This window comes from Streptomyces sp. NPDC046203, from assembly GCF_040646255.1.
Taxonomy (GTDB): Bacteria; Actinomycetota; Actinomycetes; order Streptomycetales; family Streptomycetaceae; genus Streptomyces.
This window is the reverse complement of record NZ_JBEYZX010000010.1, coordinates 64,747-83,277: the sequence shown is the minus strand read 5'-3', so window position 1 is coordinate 83,277 and position 18,531 is coordinate 64,747. Positions and strand designations below refer to the sequence as shown.

The window sequence follows — 18,531 nt, the reverse complement described above, 5'->3', positions numbered from 1 at the left end:
CATGACGACGTGGACTTCCTGGCACCTGCACCTCGCGTCCGGGGAGCGCTCGCCGGGTGACCGGGTCGTCACGGACGTGGTCGGCCCGGCCATGGCCGAAGTGCCGTCCGGCAGCTGGTTCTTCATGCGGTACTGGCAGGGCGGACCGCACATCCGGCTGCGCGTGCGCGACCTGAACGCGGGCGCCGCCGCCGCGCTGACCCGCACCCTGGAGCAGCGGCTCGCGGTCGCGGGCACGCTCCTGCCCGGTGAGAAGCCGCTGGACCCCGACCGGTTCGCCGTACAGTCGCGCCGCCTGGCCACGGCGGGGGAGGGCGGAGTCCCCGTGGAGGAGCGGGACTTGCTGCCGCCGGGGGTGTACGAGAGCGTGTACGTCCCCGAGTACGAGCGCTACGGCGGGCCTTCCCTCATGGCCGCCTCCGAGGACCTGTTCGGCACCTCCAGCGAGCTGTGCCTGGCCTTCTTGCGCACCCGGCCCTCCGACCGGGCGCGGACGGCACTCGCCCTGCGGGCCACCGCCGTCGCGGCGTCCGTGCTCGACGCCCCCGCCTTCACCGCGTTCGGCGCCACCTCCTGGAACGACTGGGCGGCGCGGGCCGGTTACCCGGCGACGGCGCTGGGCGCGCTGGAGGAGGAGTGCGCCCTCGCGGCCGACCGTCTCACCGCCGGCGGTCACGACCTGCTCGCCCAGGCCACCATCGCGCCGGGCCCGCTGCGCGGCTGGCGGGCGGCCCTGTCCGAGGCGGTGCGACACCGGCTCGGCCCGGAGCAGGCTTACACGGCCCGGATCGTCTTCTCCCATGTCCACATGCTCCACAACCGGCTCGGCCTGAGCACGCTCGACGAGCTGCGCAGCTATCGCCTGCTGGCCCGCCAGGCCGGCCCCGAAGGCGCCACCTTCCCCACCCTTTCCACCCTTCCCACTCCCCTTCCGACCGCAGCGAGGACGGCATGACGACACCCGGTATCTCCCCCCTCTCCCGGCCGGCCTTCGGCGCGCTCGGCAGGCTGACCGCCGCTCCCGAGGACTTCCGCGCCAACCCCCCGGCCGAACCGGTGGTGTTCCGGGCCGCGGACGGGGCGTCGGACGGGGCTGCGGACCGGACCTCGGACGGGACTTCGGGCCGGGCCTCGGACGGGGCCTCGGACGGGACTTCGGGCCGGGCCTCGGACCGGTTCGCGGACCTGTTCGGCTGGGAGGCCCTGGACGCCTCGCTGGCGGCGTCCGGCCGCCGGCTCCCCGACTTCCGGGTGATCCGCGACGGCGCCCAGATCGCCGACCGCCGCTACACCCGCGCCACACTCATGTACGCGGACGCTCCCGACGTACGCAAGACGACCGGTGAACTCGCCGAAGGCGCCTCCCTGGTGATGCAGGGCCTCCAGGAATACAGCGAACCCCTCGCCCGCTTCACCCGCGAGCTGGCCCACGACACCTCGCGCCCCGTGCACGTGAACGCGTACATCACCCCGCCCAAGTCCCAAGGATTCGAAGCCCACTTCGACCCGCGCGACGCCTTCATCGTGCAGGTCGAGGGGACGAAGGTGTGGACGCTCGGGAAGCCGGTCCTCCCGGCCCCCCTCGCCCACGAGTCCTGGGACCGGCTGCGCGAACGCGGCGAGTGGACCACCGAGCGGCTGGACGCCATCGAGCCGTGGAAGGTGCTCACCCTCGAACCCGGCGACGTGCTGTGGCTGCCGCGCGGCTGGGTCCACTCGGCGCGCAGCGAGGGCGTCTCCTCCCTGCACCTCACCCTCAGCCTGACGGCGTGGACCGAGCACTGGGCGGTGGGCGAACTCCTGTCCCGTGTCGTCGACGTACCCGGCCGTACGAGCTTCCCCGCGGACTTCGTACGCGATCCCGAGGCCGCCGTCGACGCGGTGGCCGCCCTGCGCCGGGGGCTGGCCGACTGGTTCGCGGAGTCCTCCGACGAGGAGATCGCCGCGGCCCTGCGCAAGGCCGCGATCCGGGAGTTCCCGCCGCCGATGCGCCAGGTCTCGGCCGTCCTGGCCGACGAGCGCCTGACCCCGGAGACGGTCTTCACGGTCCACCGCGAGGTCGTCCTCAGCGCCGTCGAGGAGGGCGAGCACCTCCTCCTCCACCTGGCCGACCGGGTCCTGACCCTCCCCGAGTCCGCCGCTCCGGCCCTCGCGGCGACCCTGGACCGTACCCGGGCCACCCGTGCCGAACTGCCCATGGCCGACGACGTCGTCCGCCTGCTGTGGCGCGAGGGCCTGCTCTCCCGGGCCTGAGCCGGCACCCGCCCGCCCCTCCCCTCCCGCCCCCGTGAGCCGTGCGCGCCCCCGTAGCGCACGGCTCACGGCCCCCTCCCAAGGAGCCCCGCAGTGAAACCCCGCGCCCTGATCACCGCCGCCCTGGCCGTGGTGCTCACCCTGGCCGCCGTCATCGCCCTCGGTGCCCTGCCGCACGACGCGCAGCCGCTGCCCCGCATCCTCGTCCTGGCCGCCGGCATCACCGCGGTGATCTTCACCCTGCGCGGCCCCCGCGACACCGGCACCACGAAAGCCCCGGGCCGATGACCCGAGGCCCGGCCGCTCGGGCCCGGTGATCCGAGGCTCAGCCGCTCGGAGCTTGGGGCGGCCCGTGTCCGTGGACGGTCTACGCCCGCGCGACCAGCATCGCGCCCATCGTCAGCATGGTCGCGGCGACCAGCCCGTCCAGGACCCGCCAGGCCCTGGGCCGCGCCAGGACGCCGGACAGTAGGCGGGCGCCGAAGCCCAGGGCGAGGAACCAGCCCAGGCTGGCCAGGGCCGCGCCCGCGCCGAAGGCCCAGCGCAGGTCGCCGCGGTCCGAGGCGAGCGAGCCCAGCAGGAGGACCGTGTCCAGGTACACGTGCGGGTTCAGCCAGGTCATGGCCAGGCAGGTCAGGACCGCGCGCCGGGCGGATCCCGCGTCCGGGCCGCCGGCCGAGAGCGCTGCCGCCGGATCCGGCCGCAGCACCCGCCGGGCGGCGAGGAATCCGTAGCAGAGCAGGAACGCCCCGCCCGCGAGACCGACCGCGGTCAGCGCCGCCGGCCAGGCCGTGACCACCGCGCCCACCCCGGCGACACCGAGCGCGATCAGCACCGCGTCCGAGACGGCGCAGATGGCGACGACCGCGAGGACGGCGTGGCGGCGGACGCCCTGGCGCAGGACGAAGGCGTTCTGGGCTCCGATGGCCACGATGAGGGAGAGCCCCGTACCGAACCCGGCGAGGACGGCGGCGGCGATGCTGCTGATCATGTCTTCGACCGTACGGACCACCCCGTGGATGAGTACAGCTAAGGATTCTTACGTACCCTTAGCCACACTTATGGAAGAACTTCCCCTGGACCAGGTCAGGACCCTGCTCGCGGTGGTCGACGAGGGCAGCTTCGACGCCGCGGCCGCCGCCCTGCACGTGACCCCGTCCGCCGTCAGCCAGCGGATCAAGGCCCTGGAGCAGCGCACCGGGCGGGTGCTGCTGATGCGGACGAAGCCGGTACGGGCCACCGAGTCCGGCGAGGTGGTGCTGCGGTTCGCCCGGCAGCTGGCCCGGCTGGAACGGGATGCCCTGGCCGAGCTGGGGCTCGCGGCGGAGCGGGGCCCGGCGCGGATCCCGGTGGCGGTCAACGCGGACTCCCTGGCCACCTGGTTCCTGCCCGCGCTCACCCGGGTGCCCGAGGAGCGGCCGGTCTGCTTCGAGCTCTACCGGGAGGACGAGTCCCACACCACCGCGCTGCTGCGGGAGGGGCGGGTGATGGCGGCCGTCACCTCCTCGCCGGATCCGGTGGCCGGCTGCACCGTACGGATGCTGGGGCTCGCCCGCTATCTGGCCGTGGCCACACCGGAGTTCGCGGCCAGACACCTGACCGGCTCACTGCCCGGCTCCCCGACCGGATCCCTGGCGGAGGACCTGAGCGAGGCCCCCACCGTGGTCTTCGACCGGCGCGACGAACTCCAGGACACCTTCGTCCGCTCCCTGACCCGGGGCCGCTCGGGGGCCGGACGGATCCGGCACATGGTGCCGGCCTCGGACGCGTTCCGGGACGCCGTGGCCGCGGGCCTCGGCTGGGGCCTGGTCCCCGAACCCCAGGCCGCACCGCTCCTGCGCACCGGCCGCCTGGTGGAACTCGCCCCGGACCGCCCCCTGGACGTCCCGCTCTACTGGCAGCAGTGGAAGCTGGACTCCCCGGCCCTGTCCGCGGTCGCGGAGGTCGCCGCCGAGTCCCTGCTGCCCCCGGGGCGGGCCGGCGTCGGACGCGGCGCCCGGAAGGGCGGGACCAGCCGGCCGGAGTAGAGCCCCCGGGCTCGGACCGCGACCGGCGCCCGGTGCGCGGGGCCGACGAGACCGGGTACCGTCTTTGTCATGTTCTTCCAGCCGCCGATTCACGAGTGAGAGCGTGACGGGCCCCTGCCGGCGTCCCCGACGCCGCCGCGCCCGTCGACTTCACCGATGAATCCGCAGATCACCTCACTTCACCACCGGGAGAACCCGTGACCGACAGCAAGAACATCAACAACCCCGTGGGCCAGGGCGGCGGCCAGCGCAAGCGGCAGTCCCGCGCCGAGCGGCAGAACAACGGTCCGCACCGCAACCTCGACCGCAAGAACGCCGCCGACCAGAAGGCGGAGCTGCTGCGCAAGATGCGCGAGAAGACGAGCGGCGCCGCCGCCGGGGACGCCGGACAGACGGACGGCGACACCCCGGAGAGCTGACACACCGCCGCCGAGGCGCGGCACCGCACGGGGCAGGGTCCGGACCGCGACGCGCGGTCCGGCCCCTGATCCGTAGGGGGCCGTGGGTGGCCGCCCGGCCGCTGCGCCCGGCCGCCCGGCCGCCCGTCACGCCCCTTCCGCCACCCGGCTCCGCGCGGCCGCCGGGTCCAGGAGGCCCGCCCGCGCGGTGAGATAGGCCAGTTGGGCACGGCTGTTGCTGCCGAGGAGGTCCGACGCCTTCTTGATGTGCGCGGCGACCGTCCGCGCGCTCATGCCCAGCCGGCTCGCGATGGCCGCGTCCGTGTAGCCGTCGACCATCAGCCGCAGCACGTTGAGCCGGGTCGCCTCCGTGAGGAGTTCCGGGCGCTGGTAGTCCGAGCGGTACGTGACCGGCTCGGCGCGCTCCCAGGCGTGGTCTAAAACGGAGGTCAGGTAGCGCACGACCGCGGCATCCCGGATCATGACGGCGGACGTGTGGCGGGCGCCCTGGCTGTCGGGGATGAACGCCAGCGAGCGGTCGTAGACGATCAGCCGCTCGAAGACCTCGTCGATGGTGCGCACCTGGACGCCCGCCTCGGTGACCCGCTTGATGTAGTCGAGCGTCGGGCCGTGGGCCCGCACCGTGTGCTGGTACAGCGTGCGCTGGTCCACCCCGCGGTCGCGGGCCTCCAGCGCGCGCGGCAGCGCCTCCTCCAGGATCTCCGCGGGGCGCCCGCCGCCCGGCTGGGCGGTCAGCACCTCCCGCCGGCAGGACTGCGCGGCCTCCTCCAGCGCGGCGCTGATGACGGCGGGGCCGTTCAGCCGCTGGATGGCGACGGATGTGTCCCGGCGGGCGTTCCGGTAGACGCTCTCCACCTGCGCCATCACGGTCCGCATGGAGCTCAGTGCCCGCTGCCGTTCCATGATGGCCCGCTCCACCGGGTGAGCCAGGGCCGCCGCCGCGACCTCGGGGGGAACCGGAACGAGGGTGTCGGAGGCGTCCGGGGCGGGCATCATCAGCCCCAGCGCCACGAGGCACGCGGGTGCCTCTCCCCGGGCCGAGCCGGCCGTGAGCGCCGCCTCGTAGAACGCCAGGCCTTCCGGGCAGACGCCGGTGTGGAACGGCGCGGTCGACGACTCCCCCTGAAACGGTTTGCCCGAGTTATCAGGTATGGGACACATTGATTCTCCCCCCTTCATGTTTCTGCAGTGCCTGATCTTGATGCCTGTGATCACTTCACGCAACCTTCACATCGGGGCATGCTCCTCCTATCGAAACCAGCAAGCCGCTGGAGGTTCGGAACACCAGGGGGACAAAAGTGCAGACCAACGTTTTTCCGAGCGCAGTGAGAGTCCTTGCCGTCTTCGCTCTCACCGCTGTCGCGATGGCCGGGATCTCCACCACCACCGGAGGCGCGGCCACTCGCGCCACGGCCGGCGACCAGATCGCGACCACCGTGCTCCCCGGTGGTGACGGCAAGGAAGACCAGGGCTGGGGCTGACCTCCCACCCTTCGCGGCACCGGTCCTGCCGCGTATCACCCCGCCGGAATTCCGGCGGGTCCTCTCTCACCGATCGGCATTTTCAGGGGCGGAACCGCCATGCCGATTTTCAGAAGGAGATTTCCACTATGACCACCGCAATCGCGGCGCCCAAATGCCTCGTCTGTGACACCGAATTCGAGGTGCAGGCCGACTGGGAAAAGGGCGAGATCACCGAATGCACCGCCTGCGGGCAGGAGCACGAGGTCCTGGAGAAGAACGGTGACCTGGTCCGTCTGGACCTCGCGCCGGAGGTCGAGGAGGACTGGGGCGAGTGAGCCAGGACGCAGAGGTCCTCGTCTCGGCGACCATGCTGAGGCCGGACGAGAAGCTCCTTCTCCAGGCCCTGCGCGCCAGGGGGCTGAAGGCGGCTCCGCTGCTCCGGGAAGACCTCGCGGGGGTGGTGGCGGGCGGCACGCGCCCGCCCGGCCTCGCCCTCATCAGGAACCTTTCCCACCAGGACGCCATCAGCGTCTCCCGCCGGCTCGAACACCGCGGTGTCGCCACCCTCAACCGCGCCGCCACCATCGAGACCTGCAACGACAAGGGACTCCAGGCCCTCGCCTTCGCCCGGCACGGCATCCCGCACCCGTTCACCCTGCACGCCTTCAGCTACGACCAGGTGCGCGAGACCGTCGCCCGGATGGGGCTGCCGACCGTCGTCAAGCCCGTCAGCGGCTCCTGGGGCCGGGGCGTCACCCGGATGGTCAATCCCGAGTGCGTCGACGCCTGGGTCGGCGGCCGTGAGTCCACCGACGCGGCCGGCAAGCTCTTCCCGGTCGTCGTCCAGCAGTACATCGACAAGCCCGGCCACGATCTGCGCGTGGTCGTCGTCGGCCGCACCCCGGTCGTCGCGATCCAGCGGGTCTCGCCTGATTTCCGTACCAACACCCATCTCGGCGCGGAGGTCCACCGCACCGAGATCACACGGGAGATCGAGAAGCTCTGCGCCCAGGTCGTCGACGCCCTCGGTGACGGTTTCTACGGGGTCGACCTCGTCGAGGACCGCACCACCGGCGAATTGCTGGTGCTCGAAGTCAACGCCAACCCCGAATTCGCCCGCTCCTCCGCCCAGCACGGCGTCGACGTGGCCGGTCATCTCGCCACATACGTCATGGAGTTGCTCGGGCGCACCGCCGACCTGCCGACCGCCGCGTAAGCGCGCACCGCCGTTTCGGCACCGCGCCGCACTGCCGGTGACGCTTCGGCCGGTACGGGCGTGCCGCCGCGGCGGCGTCGCTTCGGCCCGCCCGTACCGGCCCGCCCGGCCCGGCACACCCGCGTCGGTGTACCCGCGTCGGCGTACCCGCGTCGGTACGCCCGTACCGCCGTGCCCGCGGTGTACCGCCCGCCCGGCAGTACACCGCCCGGCGGCGGCTCACCACACCGACAGCCGCCCATCACACCGGCAGCGGCGCCCCGTCACATCAACGGCGCACCGTCACACGAGACGGAGACACCGGAGAAGACCATGGAACTGTTCGACACCGCGACCGTGCTCACCCGCGTCCTCACCTCGGGCGTCGTCATGAGCATCGAGAAGAGCGACCGGGAGCTGCCCGGCCTGGAGCGGCTGCTCACCAAGCGCACCGGCCGCGCCAAGGCGGCTCTGTTCAACAGCCGGACCGGCGCCCTGCACGGCGCCCTCGCCGGCCAGGGCCTCGGCCACGGCGACACCGTGTCCGTGCCCCACACCGACCGCGAGTCCCTCGCGTTCCTCGCCTGGCTCGGCCTCACCGCCGAACCGGGCGGGCCCGCCGCGTACGACTACGTGGAGCTCACCCCGGAAAACGCCGACCGGCTGCCGGAGTTCGCCGCCGAGGCCACCGCCCCCGTCCTGGTGGTGGACCTCACCGGCCTCGGCTTCGGCCCGGCCGCCGCCGTCCTCACCGACTCCGCCGAGGTCTGGGCGCGCGCCGAGCGTCTGAAGATCTTCGGCGCCTACGACCTGCGGACCATGTGGACCCAGGAGGAGGCCGACGCGGAGCTGGTGCCCGGTGTCCAGTTCAACTACCGCCTCAGCCCGCTGGTGGCCGCCTGCGCCCGGATGGCCCTCACCCACGCGGTCCGGCCGGCCGCCACTCTCGGAGCACACTCGTGATCACTGACTTCCCGGCAGCGCCGCTGCCCCTCCCGTCCGAGGCCGAACTCGACGCCGAGCTCGCCGCGTTGGGCGGTGACGCGCTGATCCCCAAGGCCCTGCGCCGCACCATCTTCCCGGTCATCACCAAGGAAGACGTGTTCAACCTGATGCTGGCCCAGCGTCAGGACCCGAAGAAGGTCGTCGCCGACTTCGCGGAGGCGTACCGCGACTACGTCGGCGCGCAGTTCGCGCTGCCGACCGCGAGCGGCACCTCCAGCCTGCACATGGCGCTCGTCGGCGCCGGTGTGCGGCCGGGCGACGAGGTCATCGTCCCGGCGTTCACCTTCATCGCCACCGCCCAGGCGGTCGTCGCCGCGCACGCCGTCCCCGTCTTCGTGGACATCGACCCGGTCACGTACTGCATGGACCCCGAGGCCGCCGCCGCGGCGATCACCGATCGCACCCGCGCCCTGATGCCGGTCCACGTCCACGGCCTCCCGGCCGACGTGCCCGCCCTGCGGGCACTCGCGGACCGGCACGGCATCGCCCTGGTCGAGGACGCCTCGCACGCCCACTCGGCGAAGATCGGCGACCGGGTCGCCGGCTCCTTCGGCGACGCCGCGGGCCAGAGCCTCATGGCCGACAAGAACTTCCCGCTCGGCGGCGAGGGCGGCATCGCCTTCTTCGGCACGCGGGAGGCGTACGACCGCGCCGCCGCCTACCTGGAGCGGCACGGCATCGACTACGGCATGTCCTGGGTGGCCGCCGCGTTCGGCAGCAGCCAGCTCAAGCGGCTGCCGTACTACGACGCGATCCGGGCCCGCAACGCCACCCTGCTCGGCGAAGCCCTGGACGGCACCGGCCTGTTCACCCCGCCGCACGTCCCGGACGGCCACACCCACGCGTACAACATGTACCGGGTGACGCTGCACCCTGAGGCCGTCGGCCTCGACGACCTGCCGGTGTACGCGGTCAAGGAGGCCGTGCACGAGCTGCTCGTCGCCGAGGGCGTGCCCGCCCGCGAGTGGCAGAACACCCCCATCCCCTGCCACCTGCCGTTCCGCCACCGTGACGGCTTCGGCAACGGCTACCCGTTCACGCTCAACCCGGGCGCCGTGCGCGACCACCGCCCGGAGGACTTCCCGGTGACGCTCGGGATGCTCGACAGCACCCTGGTGCTCTGCCGCGAACTGCGTTCCCCCGTCGAGTTCGAGCGCGCCCTGCGGTACGCCGACGCCTTCCGCAAGGTGGCCCGGCGCCCCGACGCCATCCGCAAGCTCGTCGAGACCGGCGACCACCGCCGCCCGTACGAGAAGGCGGCCCGCCTTGGCTGACCACGACCACGACCACGACCAGAGCCAGAGTCAGAGCCACGACCCCAGGCGCGGCGGGCGGAAGGTGCGCGTCGCCGTCGTCGGCGCCAGCGGCTACACCGGCGGCGAGGTCATCCGGCTGCTCCTGGAGCACCCCGGCGTCGAACTCGCCTTCCTCTCCGCGGAGCGGAACGCGGGCGCCACCCTCGGCTCCGTCCACCCCTGGCTGCGCAACCACCCGGCCGCGGCCGGCCTCAAGTTCCGGCCGCTGGCCGAACTGGAGGAGGTGGACATCGCGTTCGGCTGCCTCCCCACCGGAGCGCTGCCCGAGCACCTGCCGCTCATCGCCGAGCGCGCCCGGCGCGTCCTCAACCTCGGCGGCGACTTCCGGCTGCGCGACCAGGCCGAGGTCGAGGCGTACTACCCGAAGACCGCGAAGAACCCGCCGATCGAGGATTTCGCGTACTACGTACCGGAGTTGAGCCCCTCCGTACCGGAGAGCCGGTTCATCAGCCTGCCCGGCTGCATGGCCGTCACCACCATCTACGCGCTCTACCCGCTCTTCGCCGCCTCCCTGATCGACCCCCGGGTCGTCGTCGACGCCAAGACCGGCTCCACCGGCGGCGGACGCGGCAGCGGCGAGCCGCCGGCCGAGCGCAGCGGCAACTTCCGGGTGCACAAGCTGTACGGCCACCGGCACGCGCCGGAGATCGGCCAGGCCATCGCCGAGTTCACCGGCGCCACCATGGACCTGCGGTTCTCCACCCACAGCCTCGACGTGGCGCGCGGCATCATGGTCACCGCCTACACCGACCTGCTGCCCGGCGTCTCGCCGCTCGACGTCAAGCGGGCCTACGCCAAGGCGTATGTCGGCAAGCCGTTCGTGCGGGTCCGGACCGCGCCGAAGGCGCCGCAGGACTTCCCGATGCTGAAGGCCGTCGTCGGCTCCAACGTGGCCGAGGTCGCCATCGCCGTCCGGGACGGGCAGTGCGTCGCGGTCGCCGCGCTCGACAACCTCGTCAAGGGTGCCGCCGGCCAGGCCATCCAGGCCATGAACCTGATCTGCGGCTTCGACGAGACCGCGGGCCTGCCCACCACGGCGGTGTCGCCGTGACCAGGCCCCTGTACGTGATCAAGGCGGGCAGCGCCACCCTCGACCTCGGCACCGTCCACCAGGAGCTCGCGCTCCTGGTGGCCCGCGGCGCCCGGGTGCTCCTGGTGGCGGGCGGTGCGACCGGCATCGAGCGGCACTACCGCTCCACCGGCCGCCCGATGCCCCATCTGCGCCTCACCAACGGCGACGAGGTCCGCTACTGCCCGCCGGAGGAGATGCGCCACCTGGTCGACGCGTACGAGCAGGTCACCCTGCCCGCCGTCGAGCAGGGCCTGGCCGCCCACGGCCTGCGGGTCTTCACCTCGGTCGCGGCGCGCAACCGGCTCGTCAGCGGCCGCGCCAACCGGCCGCTGAAGGCGGTCAACGACGACGGCCGCCCGGTGATCGTCCGCGACCACCGGGCCGGCGTCCCCTCGGACGTCGACACCGTCCGGCTGACCGCGCTGCTCGACACGTACGACGTCGTCTGCGTGTCCCCGCCGGTGCACGACGAGGCCGGCGGCGCCCCGCTGAACGTCGACGCCGACGTGCTCGCCGCCGCGCTGAGCAACGCCCTCGACGCCGACCATCTGCGGCTGGTCACCGGCAGCGCCGGACTCCTCACCGACCCCGAGGACCCCGCCTCCACCCTGCCGCACGCCTACCCGGGCGACGGCGCGCGGTACGCGGGCGGCAGGATGCGGCAGAAGGTCCGGGCCGCCGAGATGGCCCTCGCCGGCAGCGCCGACGTCGCCATCACCGGCCCGCACACCATGGCCGAACCGGAGAAGTGGACCCGCTTCTGGCGCACCCGCGAGCCGGGCGCCGACCTCGGGCTGCTCACCAAGGTCGTCTCGGTGCCCTCGGTCTCCGGCGACGAGGCCGAACTCGCCGTCTACCTGGCCGACTGGTGCCGTGAGCGGGGCATCGACGCGGAGATCGACGCCGTCGGCAACCTCGTTGCGACCCGCGGCCACGGCCCCCGCCGGATGCTGCTCCTCGGGCACCTCGACACGGTGCCGCACCGCTGGCCCGTCGAATGGCGCGGCGAGGAGCTGTGGGGCCGGGGCAGTGTGGACGCCAAGGGCAGCCTCGCCAACTTCCTGGAGGTCCTCGCCCACGCGGACATCCCCGAGAACGGCCAACTGCGGGTCGTCGGCGCGGTCGAGGAGGAGGTGTCCTCCTCCAAGGGCGCCTTCCACGCCCGCGACCACTACCCCGCCGACGCCGTCGTCATCGGGGAGCCCAGCGGCGCGGAGACCCTGACGCTCGGCTACTTCGGCCTGTTCAAGCTTCGTGTCACCGCGTCGGTGGCCAGCGGCCACTCGGCCGGCATGGACGCCCTGTCCGCGCCCGACCTGCTGATGGACGTCCTCGACACCATCCGTACGGCGGTCCTCAAGGAGGCGTCCGACGCGCTCAGTGCCGTCATCGACATCCACTGCGAGACCGGACGCGCCCGGCACCGGGCCGTCGGCATTCTCAACTTCCGCGTCCCGCCCTCGGCCGACCTGGAGCTGCTGCGCACCGCCGCGCTCGGCGCCGCCGCCGGCCGGGACGGCGTGGAGGCGGAGATCCTGCGGGCCACCCCCGGTCACGCGGCCGGCCGGTCAGGCGCGCTCGTCAAGGTGTTCACCCGCGCCTTCGCCCAGGCCGGCATCCGGCCGAGGTTCGTCGTGAAGAAGGGCACCTCCGACATGAACACCCTGGCCACGACCTGGAAGGACGTCCCCATGGTGGCGTACGGCCCGGGCGACGCGGCCCTCGACCACACCGACGAGGAGCGGATCGGCAGCATGGCGTACCGGACCTCCCGCTCGATCCTCGCGGACGCCGTGAACCGCTGGTTCGCCCTCGGCGAGGAGAGCACCCGATGACCGCCGTGCACGACGCCCCGTTCGCCGGGGGTACGTCCGGCGACGGCGCTCCGTTCGCCGGGGGTACGTCCGCCACCGATGCACCGGCCCTCGCGGGCACGTCCGCCGACGACGCCACGCTCGCCCTGCTCGCCGAGCGGGCCCGGCAGGCCCGGCGGCTCGTGGTCGACATGGCCGCGGGTCCCCGGGGCTGCCACCTCGGCGGCAGCCTGTCCGTCCTGGACATCCTGATCGCCGCCCTGCACCGCGCCGCGCGCGGCGACGGCACCGAGGTGGTGCTCAGCAAGGGCCACGCCGCCGCCGGACTGTACGCCGCGCTGCACGTCAGCGGCGTCCTTCCGGAGAACCCGGCGCCGCTCTACGGCCTCGCCGGACACCCGTACACCGGGCACCCGGGACCGAAGGTCCCCGGCGTCCGCTTCCCCACCGGCAGCCTCGGCCACGGGGTGCCGTACGCGGCGGGCTGGGCCCTGGCCCGCCGGCTCGGCGGCCAGGGCGGCCTCGGGATCGCGGTCGCGGGCGACGGCGAGCTCCAGGAGGGCCTGGTCTGGGAGACCGTCCAGGTCGCCGCCGCCCAGCGGCTCGGCAACTTCGTCCTCGTCGTGGACCGCAACGGGGGCCAGAACGACGGACTCGTCGCGGACATCTCCCCGCTGCCCCGGCTGGCCGAGCGCTTCGCCGCCTTCGGCTTCGACACGGTCACGGTCGACGGGCACGATCTCGCCGCCCTGACCGAGGTGTTCGCCGGCGACCGCGCCGGCGCCGGCCGGCCGCTCGCCGTGCTCGCCGACACCGTCAAGGGCAAGGGTGTCCGCGCGGTCGAGGGCAAGGCCGCCTCGCACTACGTGACGATCGACGCGGCGCGCGCCGCGCAGTGGAAGCGAGCCATCCGATGACCCCGACCGCCCTCACCTCCCCGGCCGGCCTCACGCCGCCGGCCACCCCCACGCCCCCCTCCACCCCCGCATCCCCGGCGGCCGCCACGCCCCCGGCCGCCCCCGCGCTGAGCGGACGGGACGCCTACCGCGCCGAGCTCACCGAGCTCGCCGCCCTCGACCCCCGTATCGTCTGCCTCGAAGCGGACCTCGGCGGCAAGAAGCACCCCTTCCAACTGGCTTACCCGGACCGCTTCTTCAACATCGGGATCGCCGAGGGCGCCATGATCGACATGGCGACCGGGCTCGCCGCCGCCGGCTACCGCCCCTTCGTCTCCACCTTCGCGCCCTTCGCCGCGCTGCGCGCCGCGGAGAGCCTCAAGCTGACGCTGGGCTATCTGAAGGCCGGCGTCACCGTCGTCGCCCCGTACGCGGGGGTGTCCGGCGCCTGGTTCGGCACCACCCACCACTGCCTGGAGGACCTCGCGGTCCTGCGCAGCATCCCCGGTGTCGCCGTCGCCGCCCCGTACGGCGAGGCCGAGACCCGCGCGGTGGTCCGCGAGGCGGCCCGCACCGGCACGCCCACCTACATCCGGACGGGCCGCAATGCCGCCTACGCCTCCCTGCCGGGAAGCGGCACGGACGGTGGCGGCGTCCCGCCCGTCGTGTGGGACGCCCGGGGCGACGCCGGCACGCCCTGCCTGGTCTCCGTCGGCGAGGAGGGCACCCGGCTGGCCCTGGCCGCACGGGAGCGGCGCCCTGAGCTCGCCCACGCCCACCTGGTCCACCTCGACCATGCGAGGCTCGCTCGCTCGGCCGCCGAACTGGCCGGTCTTCACCGGCGGTTCGTGGTCGTCGAGGAACACCGGGCCGAGGGCGGCGCTGCCGAGGCGCTGGCGCTGCTGCTGCCCGGCAGCGAGGTCGTCGGCGTCAACGCGGGCCACGACTGGCCCTGCGAGGGCGGCGACCACCACGAAGTCCTCGCCCGGCTCGGCCTCGACGTCGACGCCGTCCTCGCCGCGGCGGCCCCGCACCGCCCCGCTTCCTGATCCACCCCGCTTCCTGGTCTGCCGCGCTCCCTGATCTGCCCCCGATCCGCCCCCAATCAGCCCGGCCGCCTGATCCGCCACGCCCACGCGCCGCCGCCAACCACCCCACGTACGCAAGGAGTTCCGCCATGCACATCCTGATGATCGAGTGCAACCCGAACGGCATCCAGGGCATCGCCAACGCACTGGAGCTCGGCCACGACGTCACCGTCGTCTCCGCCGACCCCGACTTCTACCTGGCCGCCTCGCCGCTCGCCAAGGACGCCTTCGCGCACCCCCGTTGCCAGGTCGTGAAGAGCGCCGAGGCGTTCTCCATCGACGAACTGGAGCGGATCGCCAAGGAGATCCACGCGGCCAACCCGGTGCACGGCGTCACCACGTACAGCGAGTACCACACGGTGCACACCGCGACCGTCGCCCGCTCCCTCGGCCTGCCCGGCATGAGCGTCGAAGGCGCCCGCAACGCCCGGCACAAGCACCGCACCCGCCTCACCCTGGACGGCACCGGCGTCCGCCAGCCGCGCTTCGTGCACGTCGACGACCCGGCGAAGGTCGAAGCCGCCGTCCGCGAGGTCGGCTTCCCTTGCGTGGTCAAGCCGTCCGACGGCACCGCCAGCCTCCACGTCCTGCACCTCAAGGACGAGCAGGACCTGCGCGACTACCTCGCCGAGCTGGAGCGGGTCACCGACTACGGGCGCGGTGTCGTGCGGATCCCCGACATCCTCATCGAGGAGTTCGTCGAGGGCGAGCTGATCTCCGTGGAGTCCTGCGTGCTGGCCGGCGGCGAGGTCGTCCACCTGGGCCTCACCGACCGTCTGCTGAGCGGCTTCCCGCACTTCATCGAGATGGGCGCCACCTACTTCGAGGGCCACCCGCTCCAGGACGAGCTGTACGCCATGACGACCAAGGTCCTCGACGAGCTGGGCGTGGACTTCGGCTTCATCCACACCGAGTTCTTCCTCGGTGCCGACGGCCCGGTGCTCTGCGAGGTCAACGGGCGGCTGATCGGCGGCATCGTGCCGACCCTGATGAAGATCTCCTCCGGCGTGGACGCCTACCTGGAGGTCATCCGGCAGGCCCTCGGCGAGCGCCCCGAACTCCCCTTCCCCGGCGACACCACGGCCGGCGGCCGCTGGTTCGGCGCGCCCGTCGCCGGCACCGTCGAGTCCATCGGCTTCGACGGCCTGGACGGACTCCCCGGCTTCCACAGCGCCCAGGCGTACAAGAAGCCCGGCACCGCGGTCGCCCGGCTCGCCAAGAGCAACTTCGACTGGATCGGCCACCTCGTCTTCACGGGCGAGGGCCGCGAGCAGGTCAACGAGCGCTGCGAGGAGTCCCTGGGCCGGATCGAGCTGCGCATGAGCGTCGAGGTCGCCCGGTGATCCCGGCTCCGATCCGGCAGGAGGCGGGGACCCTCACCGTCCAGGGGGTCGCGATCCCCCTCCTCGACGACGAGGCGCTGTTCGACGTGACGGCCGAGGACGGCGTGTTCACCGCCTTCACCCCGGCCGGCCGCCGCACCGGCTCGGAGCCCGAGCTGTGGCCCGGCTACACCGAGACCCACGCCCATGTCTCGCTCCCCGCCAACTGGGACGACTCGGTCGACGACCCGCGGATCGTCGCCCTCCAGTACCTGTACCACGGGGTCACCCACGTCGTGGACATGTTCGGCTTCCCGCTGGTGGACGACGCCTGGCGGGCCGGCCGCGAGGCGTCGCCATGGCCGTACCCCGAGGTCGTCCACTGCGGGTACGCGGTGACGGCGACGACCGACACGGCCGGGCGCAGCGGACACGGTGTGGAGTTCCCCGCGCCGGTCCACATGCTCGCCGTGGAGGCCGACCTGGAGCACGCGCTCCGCTCCAACGCCGAACGCGGCGGCACCTTCTTGAAGGTGATGTTCACCGACGGCACCGAACAGCCGGGCAGCCGGGTCCGGTTCTCCCGGCTCTCCGAGCGGGTGCTCCGGTTCACCGCCCGGATCGCCGCCGAGCGCGGGGTGAGAGCGATCGTCGACTGCAACACCCTGGAGGAGACGCGCTTCGCCTACGCGTGCGGCTTCCGGCTCTTCGCCCACAGCGTGCGCGACCGCACCCTCGACGACGCCGACTGGAAGGAACTGGACGGCGCCCGCTTCGTCTCCACGCTCGCCGGACTCCGGCCGATGGTCATGACCCGGGAGGAGTTCCTCGCCGAGTACGGCCGGGAGGGCTTCCTCGACACCCAGGACCCCCGCAACCTGGAGTTCGTCCGCACCGTCGAGGAGCCCTTCGGCATCGCGTACGACTGTCAGGAGACCCGCACCGCGGCCCTCGCCGACATGCGCCGCAACGCCCTCGCGGCGCTGCGCCGGGGCGAGCTCCTCATCGGCACCGACTCCGGCAACACCGGTGCGTACCACGGCTATTCGTTCCTCGGCGAACTCGCCCTGCTCTCCGGCGACGACGAGCGACTCACCGCGGAACTGCGCCGGCAGGCCACCGTCACGGGCCGCCGCCACTTCGACGAGCTGAGCGGTGTGCGCGCCGCGGAGCCGCCGCTGCGCGCCGGCGCCGCCGCCACGTTCAACCTCCACACCGCCGGCGGCCCGCTGCCGGCGCTGCCCCTGGCCACCGTCGTGAACGGCGTGCCGATCGACCGGGCCGCTCTCGCCCGCGCCATCTCCGAGCTCCGCTCGGCCACTTCGGAAGGAAAGGCAAGCCTGTGACCAGCGAGCGCAGAAGCGCCCTCTTCGGGCTCAACGCGGGGATCTTCCTCGCCCACATCGGGAACTACATCTGGTTCCCCATCCTGGTGGCCTCGCTCGGTGACAGCGGCAGCGGCTTCTGGGCCGGCGTGGTCATGTGTATGACGTACGTCGGACGACTGGCCGCGACCTTCTCCTACGAGGGCTTCTCGGCCCGGCTCGGCATCCGCGGCGCGGTGTTCGTCGGCACCGGTCTTGAGGCCGTCTCGCTGGGCCTGATGGGCTTCACCAGCGGTGTCGCCTTCTACAGCGTGTTGGCGCTGTTCATCGGCTTCGGCTCCGGCACGGCCTTCCCCGGCCTGAAGAACATCCTCGTGTCCTACCCGGAGGGCGAGCGCGCCAAGGCGTTCTCGACCTTCCAGATGGCGGCGCAGGTCGGCCTGTTCGGCGGTGCGCTCGCCGGCGGTCTGCTCCTCGGCATGGATCTGCGGTTCGTGTTCACCGCGGTCTTCGTGCTCTTCGTCGGCTTCTGTCTGTCGGCCTCCCTCTTCATCCCCCGCGACGGCTTCCAGGCCGACGGAACCGCCGCACCGCGCAAGGACGCCGGCGCCGAGCGCGCGCCGCTGTTCAGCCTGGCCGGGCTCAAGTCCGTCGAAGTCGGCGGCGCCACCCGCTACTTCCTGCTGTCGTCGGTGTTCTGGTTCCTCTCCCTGAGCTTCGTCGTCGGCATCCCGCTGCACATGGGGAAGTACCTGCCGCAGTGGGCGCCCTCCGCCCCGTTCTGGATCACCGGCCTCAGCCTGCTCGTCCTCCAGTACCCGGTCTTCAAGCTGGCGATCAAGCACCTGCGCCCGGGCGTGGTCATGGGCATCGGCCTGACCGCCATGGCCCTCGCCTACACCCTCTTCGGCTCCGGTCCCGCCGCACTGTGGGCCGTCGCCGCGGGCTGCTTCGTCGTCGTCTTCGGCGAGATCCTCTTCGTGCCGTCCTTCGACATGTGGGTCTCCCGCAAGGTGCCCGAGGAGCAACTCGCCCGCGCCATGGGCGCCATGCACTTCTTCCGGAGCGCCGGGAACATGGCCGGCGCGCTCCTCGCGGGCGTCATGTTCGACGTGTCGGTCTCCGCCGACCTGCCGGGCGCCAACTGGTACGTCGCTGCGGCGGTGGCCGCGCTCTGCGCCGTGATCTGCTTCGTCAGCCGCGACCAGGACCACTCCGGCACGGACACCACGAAGGTTACGGACACCACGAAGGCCGGGGACACCGCGGGTACCACGGACAGCGCGGACGCCGGGGCCGCGGAGGCTTCGCCGGCCGAGCCGGTCACGGCGTGATC

At 72.9% G+C, this 18,531-nt stretch carries 19 protein-coding genes; 17 read left to right on the top strand and 2 right to left on the bottom strand.

Going from position 1 to position 18,531, the window contains the following annotated elements; all coding sequences use genetic code 11:
* Position 1: 1 nt before the first annotated feature.
* The 3 genes from ABZ990_RS11435 (at position 2) to ABZ990_RS11425 (ending at position 2,541) form a co-directional block, all read left to right on the top strand.
* The gene (locus ABZ990_RS11435) at positions 2 to 955 is read left to right on the top strand and encodes a thiopeptide-type bacteriocin biosynthesis protein (protein ID WP_361228915.1); all 954 of its coding nucleotides are present in this window, start codon (positions 2 to 4) and stop codon (positions 953 to 955) included.
* Positions 952 to 2,253: a cupin domain-containing protein gene (locus ABZ990_RS11430; protein ID WP_361228912.1), complete on the top strand. Its 1,302-nt coding sequence runs from the start codon at positions 952 to 954 to the stop codon at positions 2,251 to 2,253. The genes ABZ990_RS11435 and ABZ990_RS11430 overlap by 4 nt, the downstream gene beginning before the upstream one ends.
* Positions 2,254 to 2,346: 93 nt before the next feature.
* Positions 2,347 to 2,541, top strand: a complete 195-nt coding sequence (locus ABZ990_RS11425) for a hypothetical protein (protein ID WP_361228909.1) — start codon at positions 2,347 to 2,349, stop codon at positions 2,539 to 2,541.
* Positions 2,542 to 2,620: 79 nt separating this feature from the next.
* Here ABZ990_RS11425 and ABZ990_RS11420 read toward each other — a convergent pair whose 3' ends face one another.
* Positions 2,621 to 3,244, bottom strand: a complete 624-nt coding sequence (locus tag ABZ990_RS11420) for a LysE/ArgO family amino acid transporter (RefSeq protein WP_361228906.1) — start codon at positions 3,242 to 3,244, stop codon at positions 2,621 to 2,623.
* Between the two features lie 70 nt (positions 3,245 to 3,314).
* On the opposite strand from ABZ990_RS11420, the gene ABZ990_RS11415 reads away from it, so the two are divergent.
* Positions 3,315 to 4,280 (top strand): LysR family transcriptional regulator ArgP, encoded by a 966-nt coding sequence (locus tag ABZ990_RS11415; RefSeq protein WP_361228904.1) that lies wholly within the window; start codon positions 3,315 to 3,317, stop codon positions 4,278 to 4,280.
* 197 nt (positions 4,281 to 4,477) lie between these two features.
* Entirely contained in the window at positions 4,478 to 4,699 is a 222-nt protein-coding gene (locus ABZ990_RS11410) for a DUF6243 family protein (protein ID WP_361228901.1), read from the top strand.
* Between the two features lie 126 nt (positions 4,700 to 4,825).
* Here the strand turns inward: ABZ990_RS11410 and ABZ990_RS11405 are convergent, their stop codons facing one another.
* Complete coding sequence (locus ABZ990_RS11405) at positions 4,826 to 5,860, bottom strand: LuxR C-terminal-related transcriptional regulator (protein WP_361228898.1); 1,035 nt, start codon at positions 5,858 to 5,860, stop codon at positions 4,826 to 4,828.
* Between the two features lie 164 nt (positions 5,861 to 6,024).
* Here ABZ990_RS11405 and ABZ990_RS11400 point away from each other — a divergent pair, with 164 nt between their 5' ends.
* The 12 genes from ABZ990_RS11400 to ABZ990_RS11345 all read left to right on the top strand — a co-directional run bounded on the left by ABZ990_RS11400 (position 6,025) and on the right by ABZ990_RS11345 (position 18,529).
* On the top strand, positions 6,025 to 6,180 hold the full coding sequence (locus ABZ990_RS11400; protein ID WP_361228895.1) for a hypothetical protein: 156 nt from the start codon (positions 6,025 to 6,027) through the stop codon (positions 6,178 to 6,180).
* Positions 6,181 to 6,308: 128 nt separating this feature from the next.
* Positions 6,309 to 6,497, top strand: a complete 189-nt coding sequence (locus tag ABZ990_RS11395; RefSeq protein ID WP_361228892.1) for a lysine biosynthesis protein LysW — start codon at positions 6,309 to 6,311, stop codon at positions 6,495 to 6,497.
* Positions 6,494 to 7,378, top strand: a complete 885-nt coding sequence (locus ABZ990_RS11390; protein ID WP_361228889.1) for a RimK family alpha-L-glutamate ligase — start codon at positions 6,494 to 6,496, stop codon at positions 7,376 to 7,378. The genes ABZ990_RS11395 and ABZ990_RS11390 overlap by 4 nt, the downstream gene beginning before the upstream one ends.
* Positions 7,379 to 7,690: 312 nt before the next feature.
* Positions 7,691 to 8,320 carry a degT/DnrJ/EryC1/StrS aminotransferase gene (locus tag ABZ990_RS11385; RefSeq protein ID WP_361228886.1) on the top strand — a complete coding sequence of 210 codons (630 nt, stop codon included), beginning with the start codon at positions 7,691 to 7,693 and terminating at the stop codon, positions 8,318 to 8,320.
* On the top strand, positions 8,317 to 9,636 hold the full coding sequence (locus ABZ990_RS11380) for a DegT/DnrJ/EryC1/StrS family aminotransferase (protein WP_361228883.1): 1,320 nt from the start codon (positions 8,317 to 8,319) through the stop codon (positions 9,634 to 9,636). The genes ABZ990_RS11385 and ABZ990_RS11380 overlap by 4 nt, the downstream gene beginning before the upstream one ends.
* A complete protein-coding gene (gene argC, locus ABZ990_RS11375) occupies positions 9,629 to 10,729 on the top strand; it encodes an N-acetyl-gamma-glutamyl-phosphate reductase (RefSeq protein ID WP_361228880.1) in 1,101 nt (366 codons plus the stop codon). Before ABZ990_RS11380 ends, argC begins: the two co-directional genes overlap by 8 nt.
* Positions 10,726 to 12,585: a M20/M25/M40 family metallo-hydrolase gene (locus ABZ990_RS11370; RefSeq protein WP_361228877.1), complete on the top strand. Its 1,860-nt coding sequence runs from the start codon at positions 10,726 to 10,728 to the stop codon at positions 12,583 to 12,585. The genes argC and ABZ990_RS11370 overlap by 4 nt, the downstream gene beginning before the upstream one ends.
* Positions 12,582 to 13,481 carry a thiamine pyrophosphate-dependent enzyme gene (locus ABZ990_RS11365; protein WP_361228874.1) on the top strand — a complete coding sequence of 300 codons (900 nt, stop codon included), beginning with the start codon at positions 12,582 to 12,584 and terminating at the stop codon, positions 13,479 to 13,481. The genes ABZ990_RS11370 and ABZ990_RS11365 overlap by 4 nt, the downstream gene beginning before the upstream one ends.
* On the top strand, positions 13,478 to 14,509 hold the full coding sequence (locus ABZ990_RS11360) for a transketolase (protein WP_361228871.1): 1,032 nt from the start codon (positions 13,478 to 13,480) through the stop codon (positions 14,507 to 14,509). The genes ABZ990_RS11365 and ABZ990_RS11360 overlap by 4 nt, the downstream gene beginning before the upstream one ends.
* Before the next feature lie 128 nt (positions 14,510 to 14,637).
* Positions 14,638 to 15,891 (top strand): ATP-grasp domain-containing protein, encoded by a 1,254-nt coding sequence (locus ABZ990_RS11355; RefSeq protein ID WP_361228868.1) that lies wholly within the window; start codon positions 14,638 to 14,640, stop codon positions 15,889 to 15,891.
* Complete coding sequence (locus ABZ990_RS11350; protein WP_361228865.1) at positions 15,888 to 17,216, top strand: hydrolase; 1,329 nt, start codon at positions 15,888 to 15,890, stop codon at positions 17,214 to 17,216. Before ABZ990_RS11355 ends, ABZ990_RS11350 begins: the two co-directional genes overlap by 4 nt.
* A complete protein-coding gene (locus tag ABZ990_RS11345; protein WP_361228862.1) occupies positions 17,213 to 18,529 on the top strand; it encodes an MFS transporter in 1,317 nt (438 codons plus the stop codon). The genes ABZ990_RS11350 and ABZ990_RS11345 overlap by 4 nt, the downstream gene beginning before the upstream one ends.
* The last annotated feature ends 2 nt before the right edge of the window (positions 18,530 to 18,531 follow it).

Coding starts and splice junctions, on each gene's coding strand:
- ABZ990_RS11435 (WP_361228915.1), top strand. CDS start 2: ATGACGACGTGGACTTCCTGGCACCTGCACCTCGCGTCCGGGGAGCGC.
- ABZ990_RS11430 (WP_361228912.1), top strand. CDS start 952: ATGACGACACCCGGTATCTCCCCCCTCTCCCGGCCGGCCTTCGGCGCG.
- ABZ990_RS11420 (WP_361228906.1), bottom strand. CDS start 3,244: ATGATCAGCAGCATCGCCGCCGCCGTCCTCGCCGGGTTCGGTACGGGG.
- ABZ990_RS11415 (WP_361228904.1), top strand. CDS start 3,315: ATGGAAGAACTTCCCCTGGACCAGGTCAGGACCCTGCTCGCGGTGGTC.
- ABZ990_RS11405 (WP_361228898.1), bottom strand. CDS start 5,860: ATGTGTCCCATACCTGATAACTCGGGCAAACCGTTTCAGGGGGAGTCG.
- ABZ990_RS11395 (WP_361228892.1), top strand. CDS start 6,309: ATGACCACCGCAATCGCGGCGCCCAAATGCCTCGTCTGTGACACCGAA.
- ABZ990_RS11385 (WP_361228886.1), top strand. CDS start 7,691: ATGGAACTGTTCGACACCGCGACCGTGCTCACCCGCGTCCTCACCTCG.
- ABZ990_RS11365 (WP_361228874.1), top strand. CDS start 12,582: ATGACCGCCGTGCACGACGCCCCGTTCGCCGGGGGTACGTCCGGCGAC.
- ABZ990_RS11360 (WP_361228871.1), top strand. CDS start 13,478: ATGACCCCGACCGCCCTCACCTCCCCGGCCGGCCTCACGCCGCCGGCC.
- ABZ990_RS11355 (WP_361228868.1), top strand. CDS start 14,638: ATGCACATCCTGATGATCGAGTGCAACCCGAACGGCATCCAGGGCATC.